The organism is Pseudomonas sp. R32 (assembly GCF_009866705.1).
In the GTDB taxonomy this organism is placed as follows: Bacteria; Pseudomonadota; Gammaproteobacteria; order Pseudomonadales; family Pseudomonadaceae; genus Aquipseudomonas; species Aquipseudomonas donghuensis.
This window is the reverse complement of sequence record NZ_CP019396.1, coordinates 937,450-962,864: the sequence shown is the minus strand read 5'-3', so window position 1 is coordinate 962,864 and position 25,415 is coordinate 937,450. Positions and strand designations below refer to the sequence as shown.

Below are 25,415 nucleotides of genomic sequence, written 5' to 3'. Positions count from 1 at the left end.
TTCGCGTGGGGAACACGTACCCCCGCTGGAGGCCCCGGAAACACTGGGTGTTCCCCGCGTTCCCCCGTTCCCCCGATTTTTTTTCACAGACACATTTGGGAGTTATGGAAATCAGGGAGAGGTGACGCCATGAGCCTCCTTGCTGACCTGCTCAATCACATGCCGCCGAACGTTGCTGGCGCTGACAAATCATCCGTGGCGAAACGCGCCCAGGATCGCCCACGCCTGGTACTGGTTGAGCCTGCGCAATTGCCGTCCAGCCCTTACACCAACGCCGCCAATGCCACGCCCGAGTGGCGCCAGGCCCGTGACCGGTACATCAACCACGTTATGACCTGCCGGGGCTGCTATGCGCCTGGTGGCCGCCATTGCCTGACCGGTGCCGAGCTGCGCGCCGCCTACGACAACACGCCCATGGAGGCCCACCCATGAAACCCACACAGACCATGCGCCTGTGCGATATCGCCCTGAAGCCAGGGGCCAGCGCCAGCACGCAGCTCATCACCACCCGGCGCATCTGCCGCAACATCAACCGCAACCTCGATTCGGTCCGCGATGAGCGACGTGCCATGCGCCGCCAAGCGGGCAAGCTGAAAGCGTTCTTGCCGTTCACCCGCCAGGCCATTGCCGATCTGGAGCAGCAGGCTCAAGCGCACCGAGAGGACGAACGCAGCAAGGCCCTGGTCGCGCTTGCCGGGTTCGGCCAATCACTGCTGTTCGACCATGACGGGCTGGCCGGCGCCCTGGGGTTCGACCGTATGTGCGATCTGCTGAGCGTGAACACTGTTGAGCGCGAGCAGGCCAGGCGGGAGGGCGTCACCAGCCTGGAAGACCTGGTGTTCGCCCATGCGCTGGAGGACAGCGCAGAACACCGGGGGCAAGAGTGGAATGACGCGCCGCTGTTCAACGCCTGCCATGCGGCGATGGCGGACTTCATCAGGGAGTGCCCCAAGCATCTGCTGCCCGATCCCTTCGCACCCGGGGCACCGTTCGGGCCGAAGCTGCCACCCAAGCTGAGCGTGGTGTGAGCCATGACCACGCCAATGAAACAGGCAGATTCAGCCGCCAAGACGAAACAACGGGTTTCAGATGAGCAGCGGCACCTGGTGCTGGAGTTGCGCCGCCGTCACTCGCTGCGCGAAGTGGCCGAAGCGACCGGCCTGCCGCTGGGAACGGTGAAGACCCTGGTTTCACGCTCCGGGGCATTCCGCGACAACGAGCAGCACCGCGCCATGTTCACTCTGCCGCCGATCAGCGCCAGCACCGAGACCCTGCCGAGCGTGCCCGAGCTGCCGCCGCAGGAGGTCGTGACCGGGGATAAGGAGGTGGATGCGGTGCTCTGGTTGCGCTCGATCATCAGTACCGGCCAGACCGCTCTGATTGACCGGGCCATGGAGGGCGCCAAGAAGATCAGGACGCCGCTCGATGTGCTGGAGAAGCGTTACCGCGATTACCTGGTGGCCGCCAACCCCGGTCACCTGTTCGCTGCCATGTCGTCGTTCGGCTTCGCTGACCTCGAGGCGCTGGCCAGTCGGGCCATTGGGCAGCACCAGCTTCGGCTGGAAGGCGCCGCCCGCTTCGGTGACGACCTGCTGGCCGACACCTCCGCGGAAACGTTCTGCATCGAGGCGCTTCGCGGGCTGGAGGCTACCGGCCAATTCGGCGACTTCGATAAAGACCAGGTAGCCGCCAGGTTCAACGCCCACCCTGAGCTGCTGCCGCACACCCTCGCGGATTGCCTTTACGAGCTGGGCTACTGGGATCAGCTCTACCGCCTGCGCCACGCCGCGGACCGGGACGCCAGCGACGGGCCGCCCGATGCAACAGCACGGGACTGGTTTGTGTTCGGCCTGCTGGCGCAGATCCGGCCCCGAGACAAAGCCGAGGCGCTGACGGTGTTCCGCTACCTGATCGCCAGCCAGCGCGACGACATGGCGGAGTCTGAGGCAATTCTTTGCAACTTGATTGGATAGGCCGCGCCACGAAACGCAACTGCGAGAAAACGTGGCGCGACATGGAACAACACCACCGGGCACTAGCCCATGACCAGCGCCAGCGGCGCACTGAGGTACGCATGACAGAACCAAGCAACAGCAGGGCTTCACAGCCAACCCACCGCGAGCGTTTTGCCGAAGCCTGCAAGATCGCTGACTTTGAGGAACACCCCACAGTGGTGGGCGGTTACAAGGTCTGGGACGTGAGCGACATCGTGAAGGGTGGGCGCAAGGACTTCGACGGTCCTTACTTCACCGAGGACGAAGCGAGGATAGCTGCCGAGCTTTGGCAGGCAGTGCCAGAACGCAAGTGCGCACGCGCTGAGGTGTCCATCCATTGCGCAGCCTGGAACCCTGATCCGATACGTGAGAAGGCCATTAGAGAGGATGCGATGGCCGCTCGCATGATCCTTGCCGAGCAGATCGGCGCCGCTGTACCAACCCGCACCCAAAACGACAGTTGAGAGGCAAAGACCATGGCCGCATTAGCAATCGAATACAGCCCGCGAACCATCATCAAACTTGGCGGCTATCTAGGGAGGAAATACGGAAGGGAGCACCCGTACCTTCTTTCCGACCATGGCGACACTCGTGAAGCGATGAGGGCGATTGATGTAAATCACCCCGGCTTCTTGAAAGACCTCGCGGATGCGCGATCGAAGGGGCTGGACTTCGCGGTGTTCCGAAACGGCAGGAATGTCGGCGAAGAAGAGTTCGGCCTGGGCGGTTGTCGCGAGATCAGGATTATCCCAGTGGTCCGTGGGAGTAGCGCTGAGTAAGCCATGAGCACCTCCTTTTGGCTGAGTGGGTTTCCCTAAGATATGGGGATTCCCGTGATGGCTATCAACAGGGACGCTGATTATTGCCATGGTGCATTCCGTGTCAATGGCAATCTGTCTCTATTTGTACCTCACTATCGGGAGGCGTGCATAGGGAAAGGCATCATGCCTGCCACTTTGTTGTACCCAGCCTTTACCGAGTGTGAGACAGGCATGAGACGGAAACCGTATGGCCTGGGCGCCCGAGGCCTCACGCCAGGCTGCGTCGGTAAAACTGGCGATCGGCTCCGTCTTACATTCTGGTGGTGCCGGACACTTGTTTGACCACGCTTTGACGGAGTGAGGGCCAGGCAGATGGCGACCGCGCCTGTGGGCGGGCGTCTAAGGTCCGGCCGGTGCTGGAGGCCGTCAAAGTAGAGGGTCTGGCCGTCTCATACCCCTGACAGACCCCTGACGGATTTTGGACAGCTTTGGACGGATCGGCGCCAGCAACAGGTGGGAGGGGTGGGCCTGAGGGCAGATGCCATTGAGCATTCAGCCTGGGTTGGCGACTTCGTCAGCGTGCGGGCCGTCAAAAATCAACAGCGAATGTTTGACTGACACTAGACAGAATTAGACGAGTTGCCACGAGCATGCGGTGCTCAAGCCCACGACTGGCCTGGGCGGCGACCCAAACAGTGGTCCCGACGCGCCTCACCTCGTCAAACATTTTCGAGTGCTTATTCTGGACAGGCTCTGGACGGATTCAGGGTGCCAGCAGGTGGCCACCTGGGCCGGGGAACGCGCCAGGCGGGGCTTACAGATGGTTGGTGTCGAGCGCCAGGCGAACGCTCGTCCAGAATCGCGCCCAGCCTTGACAGTCCTTGACGGAAATTCTTGACCCTTCTTGACGGATTGGGACACTGGCGCTTGAGCGGGATCGACTGTAGAGCTTGCTGTACAAGGGCTGGCGCTGTATCTGGCGGACCTGTGGGAGCGGAGGTCGTCAAGAATTCTCGGCCGTGTTCGTCAAGGGAAAACCGGTCGGTCCAAAACCTGACATGTCGGGTCTGCGAAGCGGGCGGCCAAGCGGCGCGGTTCAAGGCTGTCGCGCATCCTGTCGGAGCGGGAACCAGGGTCAACACCACTGATAAGGGTGGATATCACCACGCCCTGGCGGCAAAGGTGTCTCCGAGGAGACACCATGAGAGCGGGGGTATTGCCTGAGTAGGCTGCCCTAGACGAAATTACTTTTGCTCTACCTTATCGAGCCCTGACCAAGTGCGCCCTTTGGACTGAGTTACCAGTATGCCCCCTTTCTTTTTGGTAGATTTAACAGCATCTTTTACTGAGTCGAGCACGATCTGGCGGATCTTTTCGTCACTCGAAAGGTTGTACTCAGCTGTTGGCAATTGGACAGTGACCCCATTGCCGCCAGTGATAGTGTTTGTGAAACCAAGCTTCTCCATTGCTTCGTGCAACGTTCGATAATCCTCAGAATCTGCGTCATGCAGCTCTACACGTACAGTGAAACTCGTCATTACAGCCTCCTCACGGCTCGTTGATAGACGAGGTTGTATGTGATGGCTTAATGCCTCTATTTCAAGGGGCCCGACTGGGCTCGCAGGATCATCAGGCAGATGGGGCTGTAATTACGGGATTCCCCGTAGTTGCCTGGTCAAGGGGTTGCTGTCATCGCAACACCCGCCAGCGAGAACTCATGGTCATTGGGTGGTGAAGCGCCACCCCACCCTTCCTGGTCGCTGGTATTCCCCGGTGAAGGGTGAACGATCCGTTCACCCAGTGGCCTTACCCTGATCTACCCGTGACAGGTGCCGAGCACTACCCCGAAACAGGGTGGCGATAACACCGCCGATTTGTCCGATTAAGAGTCGCAAAGGGGCCACGCGAAGAAAAGTGAGTAGATTTGTGAGTAGATCAAAAACCACAAATCACGAAAAACCCATAAACACTAGACAAAGCCCCATGTGTTTTAGTCCCCCTCGGGCACCAAACGCAAAAAGAAACCGACCCTCGGGTCGGTTTTTTTGTGCCCGGCGAATCAAGCGCAAGCCACCAGGCGCTGCACCTGCCGGTGGGTTTCCTCACCGTGATTGAGCTTGGCAGTGCGCAGGTCAAACGCCGTCTGCAGGTTGAGCCAGAACTCGGGGGTGGTGTCCAGGCAGGTGGCGAGGCGCAAGGCCATGCCTGCCGATACACCGCGACGCCGAGAAAGAACGCCATGGATCGAAGTGGCAGACACGCCGAGCGCACGAGCCAAAGCGGCAGCGCTAACACCCATCTCGCTTTGGAAGTCCTCGCGCAAGACCTCTCCTGAGTGGACCGGACGCATGGCGTTCTTGCAGATCATGATGCACCTCAGTGGAAGTCCGTAGTTTCAACACTTACAGGCTTAGCGCATTGCGCAATGGATTGCCCGTCACTGCACCACCCCACACGCAATCCGCGCCCCACCACCACCCAACGCCTGTGGGTGATCGCTGTGGTTATCACCGCCGCCATGCACCATCAGCGCATGGCCCTTGAACTCTTCGGCCTTCAGGCGTGGCGCCAGGACCGGATAACGGGCGGTGCCGTCGGCGCTGACATACAGGGCCGGCAAGTCGCCTTTATGCCCGGCATCGTCGTATGGGCCCAGGTGTTTTTTTCTCTGTTGCGGATCCCAGTGCCCGCCCGCAGCACCTGCCGGTGTGGTCTTGCCATCGGCGGTTGCCGGTGCACAGGAAGGCTGTTCATGCAGGTGAAAACCGTGTACGCCCGGCGGCAAGTCGCGCAGGTCAGGCGTGAGCAGGGTGCCGTATTGGTTCTGCTCGAGGGTGATGGTACCGACCGGTTTGGCGCTGCCGTCGGCGCCCACCAGGGCCAGTTCCACAGTCTGGGCCTGGGCGGCGCCCGCTGTTGCCAGGGCGGCAGTGAACAAGAGTGCTTTCATGGTGTTGCTCCTTGTGGGTCGATGCAGCCGAAGGGCACCTTATCAAGGAGACCCTTGGTCCGGCGTGGGGATTGCATTACCGGCTTTGTCAAAATGTGTAGGATCACTGTCCCCCCTCATTTGCAGATCGAGTCGCGCCATGCAATTGACCCACCGCCCCGTCCAGCCCCACGACATCGCTGCCATTTGCTGCTTCCCCCAGGGCCCGGACGAGCTGTTCTACATGTTCCCCAAGGCCAGGTACCCGCTGACACCCGCGCAACTGAGCGAGGCCATCGCCCAGCGCAGCGGCTCGACCGTGGTCGAGGGCGACGGGACCGTGCTGGCCTTCGCTAACTTCTACAAGGCAGAGCATGGTGGCGTTTGCGCCCTTGGCAATGTGGTGGTGGCCCCCGCCGCGCGCGGCCATGGCGTAGCGCGCTATCTGGTGCAGAGCATGATCGAGCTGGCGCGCCGTCAGTTCGAAGCTCGCGAGGTGCAGGTGTCATGTTTCAACAGCAACACCGCCGGGCTGCTGCTTTATCCACAGCTGGGCTTTGAGCCCTTCGCCATCGTCGAACGTGAGGGCCCCGGCAATACGCGGGTCGCACTGGTGCAGATGAAGCAGGCGCTGTAGCCGATCGATGGGCTGCAACGAACCTTGAGCGTGCGACGGCGTTCGATCCCGTGCGCTGGTGGTGCTGGTCAGCTTTCGCAACAGCAGCGCCTACAACCGCTGGTGGGAAGCGCGCACCTTGTGGGGCGGGCTGGTCAACAGTTCACGCAGCTTTGCCCGCCAGGTGCTGACGCTGATCGATGATTTGGATGACGGCGTCAACCCGATCAAGACGACATTGCTGCGCCGCCATATCGCCTATGTGAACTGCCTGGCCGCACACCTTCGCGACGAACCGTGCCCGGATGAACTGATGGCCTTCATCCCGCCCGAAGAATTCGACCGGCGCAGCCGCTCGAACAACTTCGCCAACGACATCCTCACCGGCTCTGCGGCGCTGCTAACCCGCGAATACAAGGCCGGGCGCCTGGACAGCATTCGCCTGGCGCGGCTGGAATCGACCCTGGTCGACCTGTCCAACAGCCAGGGCGGCATGGAGCGCATCGCCAACACGCCCCTGCCCTACCCTTACGTGTATTTCCCGCGGCTGTTTATTTCGCTGTTCTGTTTGATCGTGCCGATCGGGCTGGTCGAATCGCTGGGCTGGTTTACCCCGCTGGCGTCGACCGTGGTGGGGTTCATGCTGCTGGCCATCGAGCGCATCGGCACGGATTTGCAGAGCCCGTTCCGGATCAGTGAGCATCAGATTCAGATGGATGCGATTTGTGAGACCATCGAAAGGAATTTGGAGTCGATGCAACGGGATGCGCAGTGTGGGGAGCTGGTTGGCGAATCTACCCATTGACGTGCAATCGAGTGCGGGCGACTCAGAGTCTCGACGAAGCATGAGGGTGGGCCAGAAGATCAATCCCTAGCGCCCGGATGACCTTCAGTACAGTGTCAAAACGAGGCTTCGCACCGGGGGTCAACGCCTTGTACAGGCTCTCGCGCCCCAATCCACTGGCAGTTGCGATCTGGCTCATGCCGCGAGCCTTGGCGATATAGCCGAGGGCGCGAATCAGTTCGTCATGATCACCATCCGCCAGCACTTGAGAAAGGTACTCGCTGATTGTCTCATCGCTATCGAGCAACGCGGCCATATCAAACGTAGTAAGTGACAAACTCATATCAAATTTCCTTGGCCAGCTTCCTGGCCAGTTGGATATCAACAGATTGCGATGACTTGTCACCACCTGCCAACAAAACAATGACTACACCGTCCCGAGCCGTGAAATACACCCGATAACCCGCCCCCACATCGATGCGCATCTCGCAGACCTGACCACCGACGGACTTCACATCTCCCAGATTTCCCGCCGTTACACGCTCTATTCGCCGTGCGATTGCCACCCTTGCACGCATGTCGCGTACGGAAATCAACCAAGAGGTGAATCTGGGCGTTTGCAAAACACTGTATTTCAAGGCTCACACCAATGTATCCCATTGGATACAAGCAAGCAACCAGCAACCCACACCTCTCATCGCCTGGCCAGAAATTTGGCCGGGTTATGCAGATGCCTGAAGATGGCAACAATGACACCGAGAGAAAGGTTGCTGGATACCGCTGCTTCGCTGTTTCGTGTAGTCCATTTCCCAAGCATAATCCCCAAGCACTTCAGCTGTTGCGCCTGCATCGCTAGCTGCCTAGTCTTGGCCGGTCGTTGCCAAATCAACGACCGGTTTTGACAGACCGCTGTTGATACAGTCGCACTGCTCTATGGCAGCTGTGCGTGGGGCACATTCGTGTGCGCCGGTTCCTGTATCACCGGTCTGTCAACCCACGTACTGCTGCCACCCTCCTGTTTGACAGCGGGTTTGTGGCGGCTCGACCGATACAGGAGCTGACCATGCTGAAAATAGTCCCCGATCCCCCGCTTCTCTCCACCGATTCCCCTCATTGCCTTGAAGACATCCTGGTTCATGCCGGCGAGCATCTGGCCTGTGCCCTGGCTGTCGGCCAGCAAGCGGTGTTGTTGCATCCCGATAGGCATGGGCAGGCGCTGGTGCGTACTGCCCTGCACGAGATGGAAACGGCGCGCTGGCGGGTTGAACAGGCGCTGGCCTGCGTTCAGGTAGCCCACTGATTACGAGCGCTTTGCGCTCGATCGCTGGCAAGCCAGCTCCCACAGGGTTCGGCGCATGCCGATCGTTTGTGGGAGCCGGACTTGCCGGCGATGGGCGGCGCAGTCGACCCGGGCATCCCCAGCGAACAGGCACTGGAGCACGCCTCGCTAGGTGCCAGCGAAGAAGACCCCACCCTGGCCTGGGCCGCGCACCTTCTGGGCGAGATGGCAAGGCGATTGTTGATGACATGGGCCTGGGTTTGCAGCAGGCCGAGCACGCAACAGGTAAAACCCAGTGAGGATTTCGCCCGCGCGGCCGTTATCCTCAAGGTAAGACCCTGCGCCCGAGGTAACGATGTTTCAACAATGGAGCGAAATGCTGCAGCTCTACAAACGCAGCCGCCCGAACTATTGGCACGCGATTCGCCACAATCCGCTGGCAGCGCACCTGTTGCCGACCTGGCTGGTGGTGCTGGCAATCATTCTGGTGGTCAGCGCGTCCTTCAGCGTGCAACAGCACCCGCTGGGACCGGTTACGGTGATGTTCAGTACCAGCCTGTGCATGTGGGCGCTGTTGCTGGCCCGTGAGTACTTTGTCGCCGAGCAGTTCAAAAGCCTGTATCAACGCCACGCCATCGCCAGCCAGCCGCTGCTGCAGCGCGACAGCTACCTGCGCTATGCACATTTCCTGCAGATGCTTGAACAGAACGCTGTCAGTGCGGCCCAGGCGGCCGAGATCGTAGCGTTTGCGAAGATTTCCGAGAACCCGCCCAAGTCGTTGAACCTGACCCAGAACGCGATGTTCGTGGCGATCATGACCTTCCTCGCCACCATTGCGGCCGAAAAGGCCAAGTTGACCGAGCTGTGGGCGTTCGGCAAAGGCAACCTGGTCATCCTGCTGACCTTCGCCGTCCTACTGGTGCTGTGGCTCGGATTGATAGTGGTGCGCGATCACCTGCATTACAAGGAACGGATCATCCGCTACCTGGAATGGGCCAGCCATGATCTGCCCGCTCGTGAAACCCCTTGGAAATGAGACTCACTCTTATTAGTATGCGCGACTCGCGTGGGGCGAAATCAGGGTGGCGGGGGCTGTGGCCGTGGAGACGAATCAACAAAAGCTCAGCACGCTTTTTATCGGGCAGCGCAGTGCCTTGATCCGCATGCTGTCGCGAGTCGTCGGCTGCGCCAGCCTGGCCGAGGACCTGGCGCAGGAAACCTATCTGAAAGTGGCTAAAGCGCTGAACACCCGACCGATCGAGCATTTGCACCCGTTCCTCTACCAAACCGCCCAGTACCTGGCATTCGATCACTTGCGCAGTCAACGAAGCAAGCGTCGCTTCGAAGACCCGTACGCGGATGAAAACCTTGTGGTGGAAGTGCCGACCAGCGCGCCTGGCCCGGACAGTCACGCCCAGGGCCAGCAACAGTTGCAACAGTTTCAGCAAGTGCTCGCAACCTTACCCAAACGCCAGCAACAAATCCTGATATTGCATAAACTGCATGGCCTTGCCCAAGCTGAGATTGCCCAGCGCCTGCAGGTTTCTCTGAGCACGGTGGAAAAAGACCTACGCAATGCGCTCACTGCCTGCATTAAAGCCACCGACATGCAGACCGCCCATGACTGAAGCATCCCCCCTCCTCATTCCCGGCGAATCAGCCAGAGAGCAGGCAAGCTACTGGTTCGCCCACCGTGCCCAGATCGCCAGTGATCAGGCAACCCGCCAGCGCTTCGAGCAGTGGCGCGGTGCCGATGCAGAACATGACGCAGCCTATGCCGAGCTAGAAGCACTGTGGAACAACCGCGCGTTCGAGCAGGCTCTGCAAAGCCTGGAAGTCGATCTGGGGTTGCCACCCGCGCCTGTCCAGCGCTCCTGGCGACGCCCAATGCGCCAATACCTGGCCACCGCCGCTGCCGTACTGCTGATGCTCGGTGCCGGCTGGATGGCCGATGTGCCGATGCGCTTGCAAGCCGAGCACCTGACCGCCATTGCCCAGGTCGAACACCTGGAGCTGGCTGACGGTTCGCATATCGTCCTGGGCAGCAACAGCGCAATCAGCACCGCGTTTGACGGTCAATCCCGGCATATTCGCTTGCTGCGTGGCGACCTTTACATCGAAGCCTTTCACGACGCCGCGCGCCCGTTGATCATCGATACCGGCGAAGCCAGGGTAACGGTGGTCGGTACTCGCTTCAGCGTCAGCAAGCGTGACAAGCAAGTCACCGTTGCCGTACGCGAAGGCCGGGTACGCTTCGCCAACAACGCCGGTGACAACAACCTGCTGCTGGTCGGTAACTGGCAACAACTCAAGGCCGGGCACCTGCAACCTGCGCACCAGGAAGGCGGCGAACGGCAGATGGCCTGGATCAATGGCCGCCTGTCGTTCCAGGATGCGCCGCTGGCCGACGTTCTCAGCGAGTTGCGCCGCTACTACCCGGCGCCCATCCTGCTGTTCAACAGCACTGCCGCCACTCAGCGCGTCAGCGGCAATTACCAGTTGGATGAGCCCCTGGCGATTGTCCAGGCGCTGAGCAAAGTTACCGCCACACAGGTCACCCGCCTGCCCGGCGGAACCCTTGTGGTTCGCTGAGCGACACCAGCCGATCACACCGGTGAAAAAAGTTTTACGGCTTTCGAGCTTTCAACCCGTCAAGGTTTTTGCGCTTGCAAATAATTCCTATTCAGAACGGGGCTCGCATGCACCTTCCAGCACTCCACCCAACCCACGCCCATAGCATCCTGGCACTGGCCATCTACCTGGCCTGTAGCAACGCCATAGCCGCCGAGATCATCGACACACCGATTGGCAACCAGGTGCTGAGCACCCACGATTTCGCCATTGCCGCACAACCACTGGCCAACGCCCTCGATCAATTGAGCGAGCAGAGTGGCTTGCAGATCGCCTATTCGGCAGATCTGGCCCAAGGTGTGCAATCGTCCGGTGTCAGTGGCCAGATGACCAGCCAACAAGCGCTGGCCCAACTGCTGGCAGGCACACAGCTGGGCTTCGAGCCCAACGGCGCGAATGCAGTCATGCTCGTGCGCCGCCCTGCCCCGGGTTCGGCACTGGAGCTGGGCGCCACCAGTATTATCAGTAACCAGCTAGGCACGGTTACCGAAGGTACGGGCTCCTATACCCCAGGCACTATCGCCACGGCAACGCGCCTGGTCCTGACACCCCGGCAAACCCCGCAGTCGATCACCGTCATCACTCGCCAGCACATGGATGACTTCGGCCTCAACAACGTTGATGACGTGATGCGCCATACACCCGGTATCACCGTCTCGGCCTTCGACAGCGACCGTACCAACTATTACGCCCGTGGTTTTTCCATCAACAACTTCCAGTACGACGGCATTCCCTCCACCGTACGCAACGTCGCCTATTCGGCGGGCAATACCCTGAGCGACATGGCCATCTATGACCGTGTCGAGGTACTTAAAGGCGCCACAGGACTGTTGACCGGTGCCGGGTCCCTGGGCGCCACCATCAATCTGGTGCGTAAAAAACCCACCGCTGATTTCCAGGGCCACGCCAGCGCCGGGATGGGCTCCTGGGATAACTACCGCAGCGAACTGGACCTCAGCGGGCCCCTGACCGACACCGGCAATGTCCGTGGCCGGGCGGTGGCGGCCTACCAGGACAAGAACTCGTTCATGGACCACTACTCGCGTAAAAGCTCGGTGTACTACGGCATCCTCGAGTTTGATCTGTCACCTGACACGATGTTGACCGTGGGCGGCGATTATCAGGACAGCAACCCCAAAGGCTCGAGCTGGTCGGGGAGCTTCCCGCTGATCAACTCCGCGGGTGGTCACAACAGCGTCTCGCGCTCGTTCAACAACGGCACCGACTGGTGCGGCTGGGAGCAATACACCCGCACCGTGTTCGCCACCCTCGAACATGAGCTGGGCGATGGCTGGGTCACCAAGCTGCAACTGGACCACAAGATCAATGGCTACCATGCCGCGCTTGGCTCGATTCAGTTCGACCAGCCCAAGCCCGATGGCAGCGCCAGCATCAACGCGCAGAAGTACACTGGCGAAACCACCAGCGACTCGGCCGATCTCTATGTCAGCGGGCCCTTCACGCTACTGGGACGCGAGCATGAGCTGGTGCTGGGTGGTTCGATCGGTACCTCGCACTGGAAAGGCAAGGGCTACTGGGACGTGACCCATCGCGGCCCCAACATTGTCGATTTCAATCATTGGAACGGCAATTTCCCCGAGCCTGACTGGGGCCCGGTGTCCCAACGTAGCGATGATGTGGTGCGCCAGACCGGCGCCTACATGACCACCCGGCTGAACCTCAGCGATGACCTGAAAGTCTTTCTTGGCGGCCGCGTCGTGAACTATCACCTGACAGGCCTGAACCCGTCCTACAAGGAGTCGGGACGCTTCGTGCCTTACGTCGGCGCAGTCTATGACCTCAACGACACCTATTCGGTGTACGCCAGCTACACCGACATTTTCATGCCCCAGGAAAGCTGGAACAAAGACCGCGACAGCAAGCTGCTCGAACCGGACGAAGGGCAGAACTACGAGTTGGGCCTGAAGGCGGACTTTTTCGAAGGCCGCCTGAACAGCAGCCTGGCCTACTTCGAGGTGCATGAAGACAACCGCTCCATGCCCGATGATGACTACAACAACCTGCAACCCACGCCACCCAACTACGCCTTCAAAGGCACCCAGGCGGTGACTAAAGGGTATGAGCTGGAGATTTCCGGGGAGCTCAGCCCGGGCTGGCAGTTGCAGGCCGGCTACACCCACAAGATCGTGCGCGATGACAATGATCAAAAGATCTCGACCTTTGAACCGGAGGACCAGGTCAGCCTGTACACCAGCTACAAGCTCAACGGTCGCCTGGAAAACCTGACCGTCGGCGCCGGCGCGCGCTGGCAAAGCGTGGGTTGGCAATCGATCTACAACGCCCCTCTCGGGCATTACCAAGACATCTCCCAGGAGTCCTACTGGCTGGTGGACCTGATGACCCGTTACCAGTTCAGCGAACACCTGTCGGCAACGCTCAACATCAACAACCTTTTCGACAAGTACTACTACACCAACGTCGGTTTCTATAACTCGGCGGCTTATGGTGAGCCACGCAATTTCATGCTGAGCACCCGCTGGGACTTCTGATCCGGGCACATCGCGGTAAACAAAGCCAGCGGACTGATCAAGCCCGCACAAACCGCTGCCTGAGCACGTCACTCAAGGCATCCACCAGCAACACCAGCACCAGCATGGCGATGATCACCGTGCTGGCCTGGGCTTCCTGGAACAGGCTCAGGGTGGTGTAGAGCATCTGCCCCAGGCCACCGGCACCAACAAAACCCAGTACGCTGGCCATGCGGATGTTGTTCTCCCAGCGGTACAGGCTGTAGGCCAGCAACTGCGGCCAGAGGTTGGGCAAGGTGCCGAAGCAGAACGCCGTGACCTGGCTGCCGCCTTGCAGGCGAATGGCCGCAGCCGGTTCTGGCGGGGTGTTTTCCAGCGCTTCGGCGAACAGGCGGCCGAGTACGCCTGAGGTATGCAAGGCCAAGGCCAGCGTGCCGGCATTCGGTCCAAGGCCCGCGGCCAGGACGGTCAAGGCCGCCCACACCAGCTCCGGAATCGCTCGCAATGCGTTGAGCAGCAGGCGCGCTACGCCTTGCAACGGCCAGCCAAAACGCCCGGCTGCCGGCAAGGCCAGCAACAGGCCGAGCACCACCGCAAGCAAGGTACCCAGCCCTGACATCGCCAGGGTTTCCAGTGCGCCTTTGCCAACCGCCCGCAGGTGATCGGGGCTCAGGTCGGGGCTGAGGAATCGCAGCGCGTATGCACCCATCTGCCCTAACCCGCCATCGCCAAACAGCGCCTGCAGATCAAGACTCAAATAAGCGAACGAAGCTGCCACCGCCGCCAACAGCGCCAGCACCAGCGCCGTGTTGACCAACGCTCTCATGCCAGCCTCCCGCGCAGCAGGCGACTGAGCTGGTCGGCCAGCCATACCAGCAGCAGAAACGTCAGCAGCATGCTTGCTACCTCGGCGCCTGCGAACATGCGCATGGACAGGTCGATCTGCTGGCCCAACCCGCCCGCGCCGACAAAGCCCATCACCACCGAGGCACGGATCGCGCATTCCCAGCGGTACACCGTGTAGGACACCAGCTCCGCCGCCGCAGCGGGCAGGATGCCGTAAAAAAACGCGCTCAAGCGGCTGCTGCCGGCCTGCAACAGGGCATGGGCCGGGCGCTGGTCGACCGATTCGAAGATCTCCGCGTAGACCTTGCCAAGCATGCCGCTGTAGGTAATGGCGATGGCCAGCACCCCGGCGGTCGGGCCCAGGCCGACCGCGCGGACGAACAACAGCGCCCAGACGATCTCCGGCACGCTACGCAGGAAGATCAACAAGGCGCGCACCGGCAGACGCAAGGTGCGCGACCAGAAGCCCAGGCGCCCGCCCCGTGAGGCAGCGCGCAACGACAGCGCCCGGCTGGCCAGCAGGCTGGCCGGGATCGCCAGCAGCAAGGCCAGGGTCATGCCGGCGGTAGCCACTGCCAGGGTCTGCAAGGTGGCATCCAAAAGCAGCCGAAGGAAGTCAGGCTCATGGGCCGGCGGCCAGAAGGCGCTGAGGAAATTGGCCATCTCCCGGCGGTTGTCGGCCTGCAGCAATACGCCGGGGTTCAGTTCGCTGAGGCGGATGCCCGGCCACAACAGGGCAATCGCCAGCAGCGCCAGCAGCACCCTGGGCAGTGCCGCCGGGTCGCGGCTATCGACCTTCAGCATCGGGGAATCTGCAGGTTCAACGCTGGCAGCGGTAGCGGCGGCGACACCAGATGTTCGTTGGCATACAAGCCATCGAGCATGTCGCTGGAGACCTCGCTCGCCGGGCGATCAAAGACGATCCGCCCTTCTCGAACACCAATCACCCGCGGGAAATGCGCCAGCGCCAGCTCTACCGCATGCAGGCTGGCGATCAGGGTCACGCCGCGCTCATTGGCATGCTGGTTGAGGGTTTTCAGGCTGTGTTCGGCCAGCACCGGGTCCATGGCCGAAACCGGCTCGTCAGCCAGCAGAATCTGTGGTTGCTGATACAGTGCCCGGGCAATGCCGACCCGCTGCAACTGGCCACCGGACAGTTGCCCGCACTGGACAAAAATCTTCTCGGCCATGCCCAGGCTCGTCAGCACTTCGCGTACACCCGGAACGTCCGCCGGGTGCAGCAGATTGAGCAGCCCGCGCAAGGTGCTCCACTGCCCCAGGCGCCCGGCCAGCACCGCCGTCACCACCCGCTGGCGCGGTGGCAGCGGCGGCGCCTGATGGATCAGGCCGATGCGCGCGCGCAGGCGCTGACGCGCCCCGGCCGACAAGCGCCAGGGCGCCACATCGAGCAGCTCGACGGCGCCGGTACTGGGGGCCAGGGCAGTGCCCAGCAACTGCAACAGGCTCGACTTGCCCGCCCCCGAAGGGCCGATGATCGCCACCCGCTCGCCGGCGCCAATCTGCAGGTCGATGCCGTGCAGGGCCTGGACCTGGCCATGGCGCAGGCTGGCGCCGGTCAAACGGATGGTCATTTCAGCAGTTCGGCGGCGCGCGCGGCCTCTTCGATGCCCTTGTAGTTGTCCGGGCTGGTTTCGATAAAGCGGCTGGCGGCCTGCAGGTCGAGGATGGCCTTGTCGGCGGGCTTGGCCGGATCGAGGTCGAGGAACGCCTGTTTGATCTTGTCTTTCAGCGCCGGGTCGAGGCTGCCGCGCACGGTCCAGTTGTAATCGAAGTAGCTTGGGGTGGTGGCGAACACCTTCACCTTATTGGTATCGACCTTGCCCGAGGCCACCAGCTTTTCCCAGACGCTGGCGTTGAGTACCCCACCGTCGGCCTTGCCGGCCTGGACCCACGCCGCCGTAGCATCGTGGGCACCGGAATAGGCGACGCGGCTGAAGTAGGTTTCAGGCTTGATGCCATCCTTGAGCATGAAGTAGCGCGGCATCAGGCTGCCCGAGGTGGACGAAATGGAACCGAAGGCAAAGGTCTTGCCCTTGAGATCGGCGAGGCTCTTCACATCCGGGTTGGCGGTGATGAATTTGCTGGTGAACTTGGCGTCCTGTTCACGCTGTACCAAAGGCGTGGCTGTCGGATCCTTGAGGTGCACCTGCACGAAAGTGAAACCGCCCAGCCAGGCCATATCCAGCTTGTTGGCGACCAGCGACTCGACCACCGCCGGGTAGTCTGCCACCGGCACGAACTCGACTTTCATCCCCAGCTTCTGCTCCAGATACTCACCCAACGGCTTGAACTTACGCAGCAGTTCGGTGGGCGCTTCGTCAGGGATCGCGCTGACCCGCAGGGTATCGGCCGCCTGGGCCAGGTAAGACGTGCAGGACAATAGCAGACCGGCAAACAGCGCCAGGGGACGTTTGAGCATGGGGATTCTCCGGTTCAATAGCGGGGAAAGGGCCGGTACGGGCCACCCCGGAAATTATAAGAGGCATCGGCGCAAAGGCCAGCTTTGCTACACTCGGGCCTTGACGATTTTTCGAGGTGCGTATGAGCGAAACGATTCGCCTGACCCAGTACAGCCACGGTGCCGGCTGTGGCTGCAAGATCTCTCCGAAGATGCTCGAGGTGATTCTCGCCGAAAGCGGTACCCAGGCGCTGGACCCGAAACTCTGGGTCGGCAACGCTTCGCGCGATGACGCGGCAGTTTACGCCCTCGATGACGAACGCGGTGTGGTTTCGACCACCGACTTCTTCATGCCGATCGTCGATGACCCCTATGACTTCGGCCGCATTGCCGCCACCAACGCCATCAGCGATATCTACGCCATGGGCGGCGACCCGCTGATGGCCATCGCCATTCTCGGCTGGCCGGTCAATGTGCTGGCCCCGGAAGTGGCCCGTGAAGTGATCCGCGGCGGCCGTGCCGTGTGCGCCGAGGCCGGCATTCCCCTGGCTGGCGGCCACTCCATCGACGCCCCCGAGCCGATCTTTGGCCTGGCGGTAACCGGCGTGGTGCAAAAGCGTCACATGAAGCGTAACGACACCGCCACGGCAGGTTGCCGTCTGTACCTGACCAAACCCTTGGGTATCGGCATCCTCACCACCGCCGAGAAAAAGGCCAAGCTGCGCGATCAGGACAAGGGCCTGGCCCGCGACTGGATGTGCACCCTGAACACCCCCGGCAGCCGCTTCGGCAAGCTGGCCGCGGTCAAGGCCATGACCGACGTCACCGGCTTCGGCCTGCTTGGCCACCTGGTGGAGTTGGCCGACGGCAGCGGCCTGAGCGCACGCCTGAACTACAACGCGGTGCCCCGCCTGCCGAGCGTCGAGCATTACCTGGCCGAAGGCTGCGTGCCCGGCGGAACCCTGCGCAACTTCGACAGCTACGGCGACAAGATCGCGCCCCTGAGCGATGAGCAGAAGCACCTGCTGTGCGATCCACAAACCAGCGGCGGGCTGCTGGTGGCGGTGACCCCGGAAGGTGAAACGGAGTTTCTCGCCGTCGCCGCCGAACTGGGCCTGAACCTGGCGCCGATCGGCGAACTGGTAGAGCGACAGAGCCATGCGGTTGAGGTGCTTTGATGCGCGACAACTGCACCGACTACCGCCAGCTGTTTCTCAACGATGTAGCCATGATGGACCTGCGCGCCCCGGTCGAATTCACCAAGGGCGCCTTCCCCAATGTCAGCAACCTGCCGCTGATGAACGACCTTGAGCGGCAAAAGGTCGGCACCTGCTACAAGCAGCAGGGCCAGCAGGCCGCCATCGCCCTCGGCCATCAACTGGTCAGCGGCCAGACCAAGGACCAGCGCATTGCCGCCTGGGCCGCGTTCGCCCGGGCCAACCCAGAAGGTTACCTCTACTGCTTTCGCGGTGGCCTGCGTTCGCAGATCGTCCAGCAGTGGCTCAAGGCTGAAGCCGGCATCGACTATCCGAAAGTGGTCGGCGGTTACAAGGCAATGCGCACGTTCCTGATCGAGACCACCCGGCAGGCCGTGGCGGAGTGCGACTTCGTGCTGATCGGCGGCCTCACCGGTACCGGCAAGACCGAAGTGCTACAACTGCTGGATAACACCATTGACCTGGAAGGCCACGCCAACCACCGCGGTTCCAGCTTTGGCAAGCGCGCCACCGGCCAGCCGGGGCAGATTGACTTCGAGAACGGCCTGGCCATCGATGTGCTGAAGAAACGCGCCCGGGGCATCGAGCAGTTTGTGCTGGAAGATGAGGGCCGCATCGTCGGCAGCTGCACGGTGCCGCTAGAGCTGTACCAGGGCATGCAGGGTTACCCGCTGGTGTGGCTGGAAGACAGCTTTGACAACCGCGTCGAGCGGATTCTCGGCGATTACGTGATCAACCTGTGCGCCGAGTTCGTTGCCCTGCACGGTGATGAAAACGGCTTCAGGCTGTTTGCCGAACGCCTGACCCGGAGCATGGCCAATATCCTCAAACGCCTGGGCGGCGAGCGCTACCAGCGACTGTCGGCGTTGCTCCAGCAAGCGCTACAGGAACAACTGCGCAGTGGCGCGGTGGAGCTGCACCGCGCCTGGATCAGCGGCCTGCTCAGCGAATACTATGACCCGATGTACGCCTACCAGCGCGACAGCAAGGCCCAGCGCATCGAGTTTGCCGGCGATCAGCGCGAAGTGCGCGAGTACCTGCGCGAGCGCGCCGCCCGGCGCTGATCTCAGGGCTGCAGCAATGCCTGCAGTTCGTCTGCCCGGTCCCGGGTGCTGCCGAGGATGCACCCGGCGCCATTGAGCTGGTCGATAGTGCCGCCGGTGAGGCTGTAATACAGGTTGCAGTTGGCGTCGCGGTACTTGATCCAGGCCCGCTGGGCCTCACGCAGCTGGGTTTGCTGAGGGCCTTCGAAAGCGGCCATGGCCTTTTTGTAGGCGCTGTTGAGGCGGCTGTCCTGGCGCTTGATCTCGGCGCCGTTGCAGTTGTTCATGGCCAGGGTGGACTCGGCGGTTTTCATGCAGGCTGTGTAGGCCGGGGAGTACTCGTCCTGGGCCTGGGCTATTGAGGAACCACAGACCAATAGGCCGAGGAGCAAAAATGGGCGGTTCATGCTGCGGACTCCGTCTTGGGTGGGAGCGGGCTGATCGTGGTCGGCATGCTAGATGGCGCCCTTGTCGATCTGGACCGGCGTCGGTGGCTCGATCACTTTCTTTAGCTGAAAGTGCAGGCTAGGCGTCTGGATCGCGTAGACGATGGCAATGTTGAGCACGATTGCCAGGCCGCCATCAAGCCAGTGCCAACCCGGCATCTGCGCGCCTTTGACCCCCTGTCGGCACCACCAGGCCTGCGCTACGCAGAAGAAGCCGATCGATAGCAGCCAGACGTAATAACCGGGGCCGAAGCCTGTGACGTCGAGAAAACTGTAGCTGTGATTGTCTGGCAGACGCTCGACTTGCAGCGCGCTGAGTGCCAGGTACAGCGCGCCAAGGCCAAGCACCAGGGCCAGCCAGCGCCAACGCCGGTGCATCAGGATCGCCAGCCCCAGCAACGGGTTGGCAAACCAGCCGTAGATCTGCATGACAATGCCCCAAGGCCCGAGCAGCAGCACCTGCAAAGCATGCAGAGAGCCGTCAGCCGACAGGTAGATGGCTTTGAAGCACAGGCTCAACAGGTACAACGCCAGGGTGATTGCAACGTAGAAACGGGCCATCAGTTGCCTCCGCACTCAATGCACGGTACCTGCTCGGGGACCGACCGAAACGGCACTTTACTCCAGGGCGTGAATGCCAGCGGCACACTGACTACGATGCCAGCGACCAGCACCCAGCCCGGCCAGCCCAGCAGCGGTACCCTGCTGCTACCCGCAGGTTCCTGGCGGTAGCGCCACTGGCCAAGGATGAACAGCGCCATCGCCAGCAACCACACGTAGTAGCCGATCAGCAGCCCCGGACCGTTGGGCGAATCGGGTACCGGGGTCAAGTCGAACCAGCCCAGCGGCACCATCGAGCCACTGAGCAACAGCGCAGCGCACCCCAGGTACAGGGCCACCCGTGGTTGTTTGCGGTGCATCACCAGGGCGGCGAAATACAGCGGATTGGCATACCAGAAGGAGCCGCCCAAGACCCCCAGGGCCAGGGCGTGCATGCCACGCATCACATCGTGCTCACGGGCACAAGCCTCAAGGAACAGGCAGGTCAGGTAGCAGGCGAGGCTGAGGGTCAGGTAGTTCAGGGGCACCAGTAAATCCATTTGGCTGGTCAAAGAGCGCGCGACAATAGCGCAGACTGCGCTGCCGCGCTTGAGTATTCAACCTTCCATTGGCGCCTGATCGAGCAGCAGCCCGTATAGCCCCGAGTCCGACAGCTCACCGGCGACACACCAGCGCTGGCGCAGCAACCCTTCGAGCACAAACCCCTGACGCTCCAGGGTGCGTGCCGAGCCGTGGTTGCGCGGGTCGATTTCGGCCTCCAGGCGCCGCAAGTGCAGGCCGTGAGCCAGGTAGTCAATGAAACAGGTCAGCGCCTCGTCCATGAAACCACGGCCTTGGGCAGCACTGGCCAGGCAGTAGCCGATTTCCCCGCGGCGCGAAGTGGGCTCCAGATTGAACAATTGGCTCATGCCGATCAGTTCGCTGTTGTCGCGCCGGTAGATGCCCAGCTTCAGCATCTGCCCAGCGGCATAGGCGGCGCGGTCTTCGGCCAATGCCGCCCGTGCCTCGGTCAGCGCTTGCCAGGGACGGTGGTGCCAGTAACGCATGACCTGCGGGTCGGCCATGATGGCAAACCATGCGTCGGCATCCTCGAGCACCATCGGGCGCAGTTGCAAGCGCGGGCTTTCCAGGCACAGGTCAGCGGGAAAACTGTACATGCGGGTCACGCGGGACCTCCTGTCCGATTCATGAACCCGCCAGTGTACCCCTCAAGCCGCGCCTCAGGCGACTTCAGCGCCCTCGTCCGGCCAGATCGGTTCGTTGGCCTCGAGCGGTGGCAGCCCATAGGCGGCGCGGGCCGCATCGCAGCTGGGGTTGGCTTCGCCATTGACCCAGGCCGCGTCGAACTCCCGGCACGGGCTGGAGCGTTGTTCATACAAGGTGCAGCTCACACCTTTGCCGATCTCGCCTTCGAGCCCGATGCAGCGACAGGGCTTGCTGTCGGTGCCGATCATCGCCACGCGGCTGGGGCTGATCTGGACCACCAGATCGTCGGGCACGACACCACCCGCCGACGTGCACTCACCCCAGAAGAAAGACACACGGAAATACCCGCAGCAGGCGCCGCAGTTCAAACAAGGATTATGTTCGGACATGATCAGAAGGGGGGGAGGTTGATTATCGTTATAGGGAGAAACCCGCCGCCATTCTATGCTTTGCCGGATGTTTGAGAAGGGGGGTATTGCAGAAATAAATCGCCGCTGACGGACGGTTGTTTCGCTGCGGCAATCCCGCTCCCACTGTAGGAGCGGGATTGACCCGCGATGGCCTGTACGCTTATTTCTGGGCCGGCTTGCTGCCCACACCATCAGCCCTGAACATCTGCCGGATGCCGCGCACCGCCTGACGGATGCGGTCCTGGTTCTCGATCAGGGCAAAGCGCACATGGTCGTCGCCATAATCACCAAAGCCGATGCCCGGCGACACGCAGACCTTGGCCTCGGCCAGCAGCTTCTTGGAAAACTCCAGCGACCCCAGGTGCGCGTACTCTTCGGGGATTTTCGCCCAGACGTACATCGACGCCTTGGGGTTCTCGACCATCCAGCCCAACTCGTGCAGGCCCTTGACCAGCACGTTGCGACGCTGGCGATACTGCTCGGCGATATCGAGCACACACTGCTGATCGCCTTCCAGCGCGGCAATGGCCGCGACCTGCAGCGGGGTGAAGGTGCCGTAGTCGTGGTAGCTCTTGATGCGTGCCAGGGCGCTGACCAGCTCGGGGTTGCCGACCATGAAGCCGATCCGCCAGCCGGCCATGTTGTAGCTCTTGGACAGGGTGAAGAACTCCACGGCAATGTCCTTGGCCCCCGGCACCTGCATGATCGACGGTGCTTTCCAGCCGTCGTAGACGATGTCGGCGTAGGCCAGGTCGTGGATCACCAGCACGTCGTACTGCTTGGCCAGGGCCACCACCCGTTCGAAGAAGTCCAGCTCGACGCACTGCGCGGTCGGGTTGGAGGGAAAGCCAAGGATCATCATCTTCGGTTTCGGGATGGTTTCGCGGATTGCCCGCTCCAGCTCGTTGAAGAAATCCACCCCCGGAATCAACGGCACCGAACGCACCTGGGCACCGGCTATCACCGCCCCGTAGATGTGAATCGGGTAGCTGGGGTTGGGCACCAGCACGGTGTCGCCATGGTCAAGGGTGGCGAGCATCAGGTGCGCCAGGCCTTCCTTGGAGCCGATGGTGACGATGGCTTCGCTTTCCGGGTCGATCTCGACCTCGTAGCGGTCCTTGTACCAGCGCGAGATCGCCCGGCGCAGGCGTGGGATACCGCGGGAAGTCGAGTAGCCGTGGGTGTCTTCACGCTGGGCGACCTGCACCAGTTTCTCGACGATGTGCGGCGGCGTGGCGCCGTCGGGGTTGCCCATGCTCAGGTCGATGATGTCCTCGCCACGACGGCGCGCGGCCATCTTGAGCTCGGCAGTGATGTTGAAGACGTAGGGGGGGAGACGATCAATGCGCGCAAAGCGGCGCGGCGAACCTTGGTCAGCCATGGCTTCCTCGAAGACGTAAGCGCCCGGAACCGTCCGAGCGACGTTGGCCACTGCGGTGGCCGAGGCAAACCATAGAGCCTTTGCCCGCCGGGTGTCCAGTAACTGCAGAAAAATACCTCGCCAAGCCTTTCTTTTGCATTACAGTCCTGACACCATAATGAGAATCATTTGTATCACATTTATTAATTAGCCAGCATTCAAAGGAACTGCAATGCTTCCCCCCCTCCCCCAGCACCTCCCGTTCACACCGACACTTCTTGCCATCGCGCTATGTGCCGCCAGTGCCGGGCTGCACGCAGCCACGCCAGAAGACGACACTGAACCTGTCGACGTTCATCACCATCATGTGTGGGAACTTGGCGAAACCCAGGTCATCAGTAACCAGCTGGGGACCATCACCGAAGGCAACGGCAGTTACACCCCGGGCACCATCGCCACTGCCACCCGCCTGGTGTTGACCCCCAAGCAGACTCCGCAGTCGATCTCGGTGGTCACCCGCCAGTTCATGGATGACTTCAATCTCAACGCCATCGACGAGGTGATGCGCCATACACCGGGCATCACGGTATCGAGACTGGACAGCGAGCGCACCACCTACTATTCCCGTGGCTATTCGATCCAGAACTACCAGTACGACGGCATTCCCACCCTGGATAACGGCGTCAACGCCGCCGGCAACAACCTCAGCGACACTGCCATCTACGACCGCATCGAGGTGATCAAGGGCGCCAACGGCCTGCTTTCCGGTGCCGGCAAACCTGGTGCAGCGATCAACTTCGTACGCAAGAAACCCACCGCCGACTTCAATGCCCATATCGGCGCCAGCGGTGGCTCCTGGGACAACTACCGCAGCGAGCTCGATGTCTCTGGCGCACTCAACGACAGCGCCAGCGTGCGGGCTCGGGCCGTGGCCGCCTTCCAGGACAAACACTCGTTCCAGGATCACTATGAACGCAAGACCAGCGTCTACTACGGCATTGTCGAAATGGACCTGGATGACGACACCCTGCTGACGTTGGGCGCCGACTACCAGGACAACGACCCCAGGGGCTCCAGTTGGGCGGCCATCCCGATATTCAACAGCGATGGCAACCTGAACAAGGTTTCGCGTTCGTTCAATCCGGGGGCGCAGTGGAGCCGTTGGGAGCAATACACCCGTACCGCATTTGCCAGCCTGGAACGGCACTTTGCCAGCGACTGGGTCGCCAAGTTCGAGCTGAGCCACAAGCTCAACGGTTACCACGCAAGGCTCGGCTCTCTCAGCGGCGGTGCCCCCAACCCTCGCACGGGCAGCGGCAGCGCCCTGTACTCGGGCAAGTTCACCGGCGAAACCAAAACCGACACCGCAGAGCTCTATGCCACCGGCCCTTTCGAGCTGTTCGGGCGCGAGCACGAGTTGGTGGTCGGCACCAGCTATTCGCGGGCCAGGTTCGATGCCAAGGCCTATGACGCGGCGGCGGGTTACAACAACCGGGTCGACAACTTCTACACCTGGAACGGCAACATTGCCGAACCGGACTGGAAGCTGTCGCGCACCGACGACCTGACCACCCGCCAGACTGCCAGCTACATCACTGCGCGTTTCAAGCCCACTGATGATCTGGCACTGATCCTCGGGAGCCGGTTTGCCAACTTCACCCGCTCCGGCGACAGCGATCAGAAGGAAAGCGGACGCGCCGTGCCTTACGCGGGCGTGGTCTACGATCTCAATCCGACCTACGCCGTCTATGCCAGCTACACCAGCATTTTCAACCCGCAGTCCAGCCAGGATCGCTTTGGCAAGACCCTGGAGCCCAACGAGGGCGACAACTATGAAGTCGGTCTGAAGGGCGAATGGTTCGACGGGCGCCTCAATGCCAGCCTGGCCTACTTCGAGATCCATGAAGACAACCGCGCCGAACAGGACCGCAGCGGGCAACCGTCACAGGTTCTGAGCCCCTATGTGGCGACCAAGGCCAAGTCCAAAGGCTACGAAGCGGAGATTTCCGGGGAACTGGCCCGCGGCTGGCAGGTGCAGGCCGGTTATACCCACAAGGTCATTCGCGATGACGATGGCGACAAGATCTCTACCTGGGAACCGGAGGACCAGGTCAGCCTGTTCACCAGCTACAAGCTGCCCGGCGAGCTGGAGCGCATGACCGTTGGGGGTGGCGCGCGCTGGCAGGGCAAGTCATGGCAAGCGGTGAACAACCCGGTTCGCGGCCGGGAAGACTACACCCAGGAAGCCTACTGGCTGGTCGACCTGATGACCCGGTATCAGTTCACCGACAGCCTCTGCGGCCAGGTCAACCTGAACAACCTGTTCGACAAGAAGTACTTCACCAACGTCGGCTTCTATAACTCCTACTACTACGGCGACCCACGCAACGTGAGTGTCAGCGCTCGCTACGATTTCTAAGCCAT

29 protein-coding genes and 1 pseudogene are annotated in these 25,415 nt (G+C 61.7%); 15 read left to right on the top strand and 15 right to left on the bottom strand.

Features of this window, described 5'->3' with window-relative positions; translation table 11 throughout:
* The first annotated feature begins 129 nt into the window (after positions 1 to 129).
* Genes PspR32_RS04335 through PspR32_RS04315 form a run of 5 tightly spaced genes read left to right on the top strand, consistent with a single transcriptional unit; the run spans position 130 to position 2,773 of the window.
* Entirely contained in the window at positions 130 to 432 is a 303-nt protein-coding gene (locus tag PspR32_RS04335; protein ID WP_159388128.1) for a hypothetical protein, read from the top strand.
* Positions 429 to 1,028: a hypothetical protein gene (locus tag PspR32_RS04330; RefSeq protein ID WP_159388127.1), complete on the top strand. Its 600-nt coding sequence runs from the start codon at positions 429 to 431 to the stop codon at positions 1,026 to 1,028. The genes PspR32_RS04335 and PspR32_RS04330 overlap by 4 nt, the downstream gene beginning before the upstream one ends.
* Before the next feature lie 3 nt (positions 1,029 to 1,031).
* Positions 1,032 to 1,973, top strand: coding sequence for a hypothetical protein (locus PspR32_RS04325; RefSeq protein WP_232531805.1), 942 nt, complete (start codon positions 1,032 to 1,034; stop codon positions 1,971 to 1,973).
* A 41-nt stretch (positions 1,974 to 2,014) separates the two neighbouring features.
* Entirely contained in the window at positions 2,015 to 2,458 is a 444-nt protein-coding gene (locus tag PspR32_RS04320; protein ID WP_232531802.1) for a hypothetical protein, read from the top strand.
* A 12-nt stretch (positions 2,459 to 2,470) separates the two neighbouring features.
* Positions 2,471 to 2,773: a hypothetical protein gene (locus tag PspR32_RS04315; protein ID WP_232531801.1), complete on the top strand. Its 303-nt coding sequence runs from the start codon at positions 2,471 to 2,473 to the stop codon at positions 2,771 to 2,773.
* Positions 2,774 to 3,999: 1,226 nt separating this feature from the next.
* Here the strand turns inward: PspR32_RS04315 and PspR32_RS04310 are convergent.
* The 3 genes from PspR32_RS04310 to sodC form a co-directional block, all read right to left on the bottom strand.
* Positions 4,000 to 4,293: a type V toxin-antitoxin system endoribonuclease antitoxin GhoS gene (locus PspR32_RS04310; RefSeq protein WP_159388126.1), complete on the bottom strand. Its 294-nt coding sequence runs from the start codon at positions 4,291 to 4,293 to the stop codon at positions 4,000 to 4,002.
* Between the two features lie 521 nt (positions 4,294 to 4,814).
* Entirely contained in the window at positions 4,815 to 5,120 is a 306-nt protein-coding gene (locus PspR32_RS04305) for a HigA family addiction module antitoxin (RefSeq protein WP_159389354.1), read from the bottom strand.
* Between the two features lie 72 nt (positions 5,121 to 5,192).
* Positions 5,193 to 5,705 carry a superoxide dismutase family protein gene (sodC, locus tag PspR32_RS04300; RefSeq protein ID WP_159388125.1) on the bottom strand — a complete coding sequence of 171 codons (513 nt, stop codon included), beginning with the start codon at positions 5,703 to 5,705 and terminating at the stop codon, positions 5,193 to 5,195.
* A 139-nt stretch (positions 5,706 to 5,844) separates the two neighbouring features.
* On the opposite strand from sodC, the gene PspR32_RS04295 reads away from it, so the two are divergent.
* Entirely contained in the window at positions 5,845 to 6,321 is a 477-nt protein-coding gene (locus PspR32_RS04295; protein WP_036993897.1) for a GNAT family N-acetyltransferase, read from the top strand.
* A gap of 52 nt (positions 6,322 to 6,373) precedes the next feature.
* Positions 6,374 to 7,105: pseudogene (locus tag PspR32_RS04290) on the top strand (bestrophin family protein); the annotation flags it as partial.
* Positions 7,106 to 7,127: 22 nt separating this feature from the next.
* Here PspR32_RS04290 and PspR32_RS04285 read toward each other — a convergent pair.
* Entirely contained in the window at positions 7,128 to 7,427 is a 300-nt protein-coding gene (locus PspR32_RS04285) for an addiction module antidote protein (RefSeq protein ID WP_010223489.1), read from the bottom strand.
* 1 nt (position 7,428) lies between these two features.
* Positions 7,429 to 7,722, bottom strand: coding sequence for a type II toxin-antitoxin system RelE/ParE family toxin (locus tag PspR32_RS04280; protein WP_036993896.1), 294 nt, complete (start codon positions 7,720 to 7,722; stop codon positions 7,429 to 7,431).
* A 425-nt stretch (positions 7,723 to 8,147) separates the two neighbouring features.
* On the opposite strand from PspR32_RS04280, the gene PspR32_RS04275 reads away from it, so the two are divergent.
* The 5 genes from PspR32_RS04275 (at position 8,148) to PspR32_RS04255 (ending at position 13,504) form a co-directional block, all read left to right on the top strand.
* Positions 8,148 to 8,384: a hypothetical protein gene (locus tag PspR32_RS04275; RefSeq protein ID WP_081492801.1), complete on the top strand. Its 237-nt coding sequence runs from the start codon at positions 8,148 to 8,150 to the stop codon at positions 8,382 to 8,384.
* Between the two features lie 334 nt (positions 8,385 to 8,718).
* A complete protein-coding gene (locus PspR32_RS04270) occupies positions 8,719 to 9,399 on the top strand; it encodes a hypothetical protein (protein WP_145959264.1) in 681 nt (226 codons plus the stop codon).
* 64 nt (positions 9,400 to 9,463) lie between these two features.
* Positions 9,464 to 9,991, top strand: a complete 528-nt coding sequence (locus PspR32_RS04265) for an RNA polymerase sigma factor (RefSeq protein ID WP_026001351.1) — start codon at positions 9,464 to 9,466, stop codon at positions 9,989 to 9,991.
* Positions 9,984 to 10,955 carry a FecR family protein gene (locus PspR32_RS04260; protein WP_100781957.1) on the top strand — a complete coding sequence of 324 codons (972 nt, stop codon included), beginning with the start codon at positions 9,984 to 9,986 and terminating at the stop codon, positions 10,953 to 10,955. The genes PspR32_RS04265 and PspR32_RS04260 overlap by 8 nt, the downstream gene beginning before the upstream one ends.
* 107 nt (positions 10,956 to 11,062) lie before the next feature.
* Positions 11,063 to 13,504 carry a TonB-dependent siderophore receptor gene (locus tag PspR32_RS04255; protein ID WP_174242285.1) on the top strand — a complete coding sequence of 814 codons (2,442 nt, stop codon included), beginning with the start codon at positions 11,063 to 11,065 and terminating at the stop codon, positions 13,502 to 13,504.
* Between the two features lie 37 nt (positions 13,505 to 13,541).
* Here the strand turns inward: PspR32_RS04255 and phnE are convergent, their stop codons facing one another.
* The 4 genes from phnE to PspR32_RS04235 are packed head-to-tail and all read right to left on the bottom strand — an operon-like array spanning position 13,542 to position 16,769.
* Positions 13,542 to 14,309 (bottom strand): phosphonate ABC transporter, permease protein PhnE, encoded by a 768-nt coding sequence (gene phnE / locus PspR32_RS04250; protein ID WP_010223495.1) that lies wholly within the window; start codon positions 14,307 to 14,309, stop codon positions 13,542 to 13,544.
* Complete coding sequence (locus tag PspR32_RS04245) at positions 14,306 to 15,133, bottom strand: PhnE/PtxC family ABC transporter permease (RefSeq protein ID WP_159388123.1); 828 nt, start codon at positions 15,131 to 15,133, stop codon at positions 14,306 to 14,308. The genes phnE and PspR32_RS04245 overlap by 4 nt, the downstream gene beginning before the upstream one ends.
* Positions 15,127 to 15,921: a phosphonate ABC transporter ATP-binding protein gene (locus PspR32_RS04240; RefSeq protein WP_010223497.1), complete on the bottom strand. Its 795-nt coding sequence runs from the start codon at positions 15,919 to 15,921 to the stop codon at positions 15,127 to 15,129. Before PspR32_RS04240 ends, PspR32_RS04245 begins: the two co-directional genes overlap by 7 nt.
* Complete coding sequence (locus PspR32_RS04235) at positions 15,918 to 16,769, bottom strand: putative selenate ABC transporter substrate-binding protein (RefSeq protein WP_010223498.1); 852 nt, start codon at positions 16,767 to 16,769, stop codon at positions 15,918 to 15,920. The genes PspR32_RS04240 and PspR32_RS04235 overlap by 4 nt, the downstream gene beginning before the upstream one ends.
* 122 nt (positions 16,770 to 16,891) lie before the next feature.
* Between PspR32_RS04235 and selD the strand changes: the two genes are divergently transcribed.
* On the top strand, positions 16,892 to 17,926 hold the full coding sequence (gene selD / locus PspR32_RS04230) for a selenide, water dikinase SelD (RefSeq protein WP_010223499.1): 1,035 nt from the start codon (positions 16,892 to 16,894) through the stop codon (positions 17,924 to 17,926).
* Positions 17,926 to 19,029, top strand: a complete 1,104-nt coding sequence (mnmH, locus tag PspR32_RS04225) for a tRNA 2-selenouridine(34) synthase MnmH (protein WP_010223500.1) — start codon at positions 17,926 to 17,928, stop codon at positions 19,027 to 19,029. Before selD ends, mnmH begins: the two co-directional genes overlap by 1 nt.
* 2 nt (positions 19,030 to 19,031) lie before the next feature.
* On the opposite strand, the gene PspR32_RS04220 is transcribed toward mnmH, so the two are convergent.
* From PspR32_RS04220 to alaC, 6 genes are all read right to left on the bottom strand, one after another.
* Positions 19,032 to 19,415 carry a lysozyme inhibitor LprI family protein gene (locus PspR32_RS04220; protein WP_036993890.1) on the bottom strand — a complete coding sequence of 128 codons (384 nt, stop codon included), beginning with the start codon at positions 19,413 to 19,415 and terminating at the stop codon, positions 19,032 to 19,034.
* A gap of 48 nt (positions 19,416 to 19,463) precedes the next feature.
* Positions 19,464 to 20,015, bottom strand: a complete 552-nt coding sequence (locus PspR32_RS04215; protein WP_036993889.1) for a hypothetical protein — start codon at positions 20,013 to 20,015, stop codon at positions 19,464 to 19,466.
* Entirely contained in the window at positions 20,015 to 20,542 is a 528-nt protein-coding gene (locus tag PspR32_RS04210; RefSeq protein WP_145997583.1) for a hypothetical protein, read from the bottom strand. The genes PspR32_RS04215 and PspR32_RS04210 overlap by 1 nt, the downstream gene beginning before the upstream one ends.
* A gap of 69 nt (positions 20,543 to 20,611) precedes the next feature.
* Entirely contained in the window at positions 20,612 to 21,181 is a 570-nt protein-coding gene (locus PspR32_RS04205; RefSeq protein WP_159388122.1) for a GNAT family N-acetyltransferase, read from the bottom strand.
* Between the two features lie 54 nt (positions 21,182 to 21,235).
* Positions 21,236 to 21,610, bottom strand: coding sequence for a YkgJ family cysteine cluster protein (locus PspR32_RS04200; protein WP_010223505.1), 375 nt, complete (start codon positions 21,608 to 21,610; stop codon positions 21,236 to 21,238).
* Between the two features lie 181 nt (positions 21,611 to 21,791).
* Positions 21,792 to 23,012: an alanine transaminase gene (gene alaC / locus PspR32_RS04195; RefSeq protein WP_010223506.1), complete on the bottom strand. Its 1,221-nt coding sequence runs from the start codon at positions 23,010 to 23,012 to the stop codon at positions 21,792 to 21,794.
* Between the two features lie 211 nt (positions 23,013 to 23,223).
* Between alaC and PspR32_RS04190 the strand changes: the two genes are divergently transcribed.
* Complete coding sequence (locus tag PspR32_RS04190; RefSeq protein ID WP_232531799.1) at positions 23,224 to 25,410, top strand: TonB-dependent siderophore receptor; 2,187 nt, start codon at positions 23,224 to 23,226, stop codon at positions 25,408 to 25,410.
* The last annotated feature ends 5 nt before the right edge of the window (positions 25,411 to 25,415 follow it).

What these genes read in the sequence shown, in the direction of transcription:
- mnmH (WP_010223500.1), top strand. Translation starts at nt 17,926, where the DNA reads ATGCGCGACAACTGCACCGACTACCGCCAGCTGTTTCTCAACGATGTA.
- PspR32_RS04220 (WP_036993890.1), bottom strand. Translation starts at nt 19,415, where the DNA reads ATGAACCGCCCATTTTTGCTCCTCGGCCTATTGGTCTGTGGTTCCTCA.
- selD (WP_010223499.1), top strand. Translation starts at nt 16,892, where the DNA reads ATGAGCGAAACGATTCGCCTGACCCAGTACAGCCACGGTGCCGGCTGT.
- PspR32_RS04270 (WP_145959264.1), top strand. Translation starts at nt 8,719, where the DNA reads ATGTTTCAACAATGGAGCGAAATGCTGCAGCTCTACAAACGCAGCCGC.
- PspR32_RS04325 (WP_232531805.1), top strand. Translation starts at nt 1,032, where the DNA reads ATGACCACGCCAATGAAACAGGCAGATTCAGCCGCCAAGACGAAACAA.
- PspR32_RS04215 (WP_036993889.1), bottom strand. Translation starts at nt 20,015, where the DNA reads ATGGCCCGTTTCTACGTTGCAATCACCCTGGCGTTGTACCTGTTGAGC.
- PspR32_RS04275 (WP_081492801.1), top strand. Translation starts at nt 8,148, where the DNA reads ATGCTGAAAATAGTCCCCGATCCCCCGCTTCTCTCCACCGATTCCCCT.
- PspR32_RS04240 (WP_010223497.1), bottom strand. Translation starts at nt 15,921, where the DNA reads ATGACCATCCGTTTGACCGGCGCCAGCCTGCGCCATGGCCAGGTCCAG.
- sodC (WP_159388125.1), bottom strand. Translation starts at nt 5,705, where the DNA reads ATGAAAGCACTCTTGTTCACTGCCGCCCTGGCAACAGCGGGCGCCGCC.
- PspR32_RS04335 (WP_159388128.1), top strand. Translation starts at nt 130, where the DNA reads ATGAGCCTCCTTGCTGACCTGCTCAATCACATGCCGCCGAACGTTGCT.
- PspR32_RS04190 (WP_232531799.1), top strand. Translation starts at nt 23,224, where the DNA reads ATGCTTCCCCCCCTCCCCCAGCACCTCCCGTTCACACCGACACTTCTT.
- phnE (WP_010223495.1), bottom strand. Translation starts at nt 14,309, where the DNA reads ATGAGAGCGTTGGTCAACACGGCGCTGGTGCTGGCGCTGTTGGCGGCG.
- PspR32_RS04255 (WP_174242285.1), top strand. Translation starts at nt 11,063, where the DNA reads ATGCACCTTCCAGCACTCCACCCAACCCACGCCCATAGCATCCTGGCA.
- alaC (WP_010223506.1), bottom strand. Translation starts at nt 23,012, where the DNA reads ATGGCTGACCAAGGTTCGCCGCGCCGCTTTGCGCGCATTGATCGTCTC.
- PspR32_RS04245 (WP_159388123.1), bottom strand. Translation starts at nt 15,133, where the DNA reads ATGCTGAAGGTCGATAGCCGCGACCCGGCGGCACTGCCCAGGGTGCTG.
- PspR32_RS04315 (WP_232531801.1), top strand. Translation starts at nt 2,471, where the DNA reads ATGGCCGCATTAGCAATCGAATACAGCCCGCGAACCATCATCAAACTT.
- PspR32_RS04260 (WP_100781957.1), top strand. Translation starts at nt 9,984, where the DNA reads ATGACTGAAGCATCCCCCCTCCTCATTCCCGGCGAATCAGCCAGAGAG.
- PspR32_RS04200 (WP_010223505.1), bottom strand. Translation starts at nt 21,610, where the DNA reads ATGTCCGAACATAATCCTTGTTTGAACTGCGGCGCCTGCTGCGGGTAT.
- PspR32_RS04320 (WP_232531802.1), top strand. Translation starts at nt 2,015, where the DNA reads ATGGAACAACACCACCGGGCACTAGCCCATGACCAGCGCCAGCGGCGC.
- PspR32_RS04330 (WP_159388127.1), top strand. Translation starts at nt 429, where the DNA reads ATGAAACCCACACAGACCATGCGCCTGTGCGATATCGCCCTGAAGCCA.
- PspR32_RS04285 (WP_010223489.1), bottom strand. Translation starts at nt 7,427, where the DNA reads ATGAGTTTGTCACTTACTACGTTTGATATGGCCGCGTTGCTCGATAGC.
- PspR32_RS04295 (WP_036993897.1), top strand. Translation starts at nt 5,845, where the DNA reads ATGCAATTGACCCACCGCCCCGTCCAGCCCCACGACATCGCTGCCATT.
- PspR32_RS04310 (WP_159388126.1), bottom strand. Translation starts at nt 4,293, where the DNA reads ATGACGAGTTTCACTGTACGTGTAGAGCTGCATGACGCAGATTCTGAG.
- PspR32_RS04235 (WP_010223498.1), bottom strand. Translation starts at nt 16,769, where the DNA reads ATGCTCAAACGTCCCCTGGCGCTGTTTGCCGGTCTGCTATTGTCCTGC.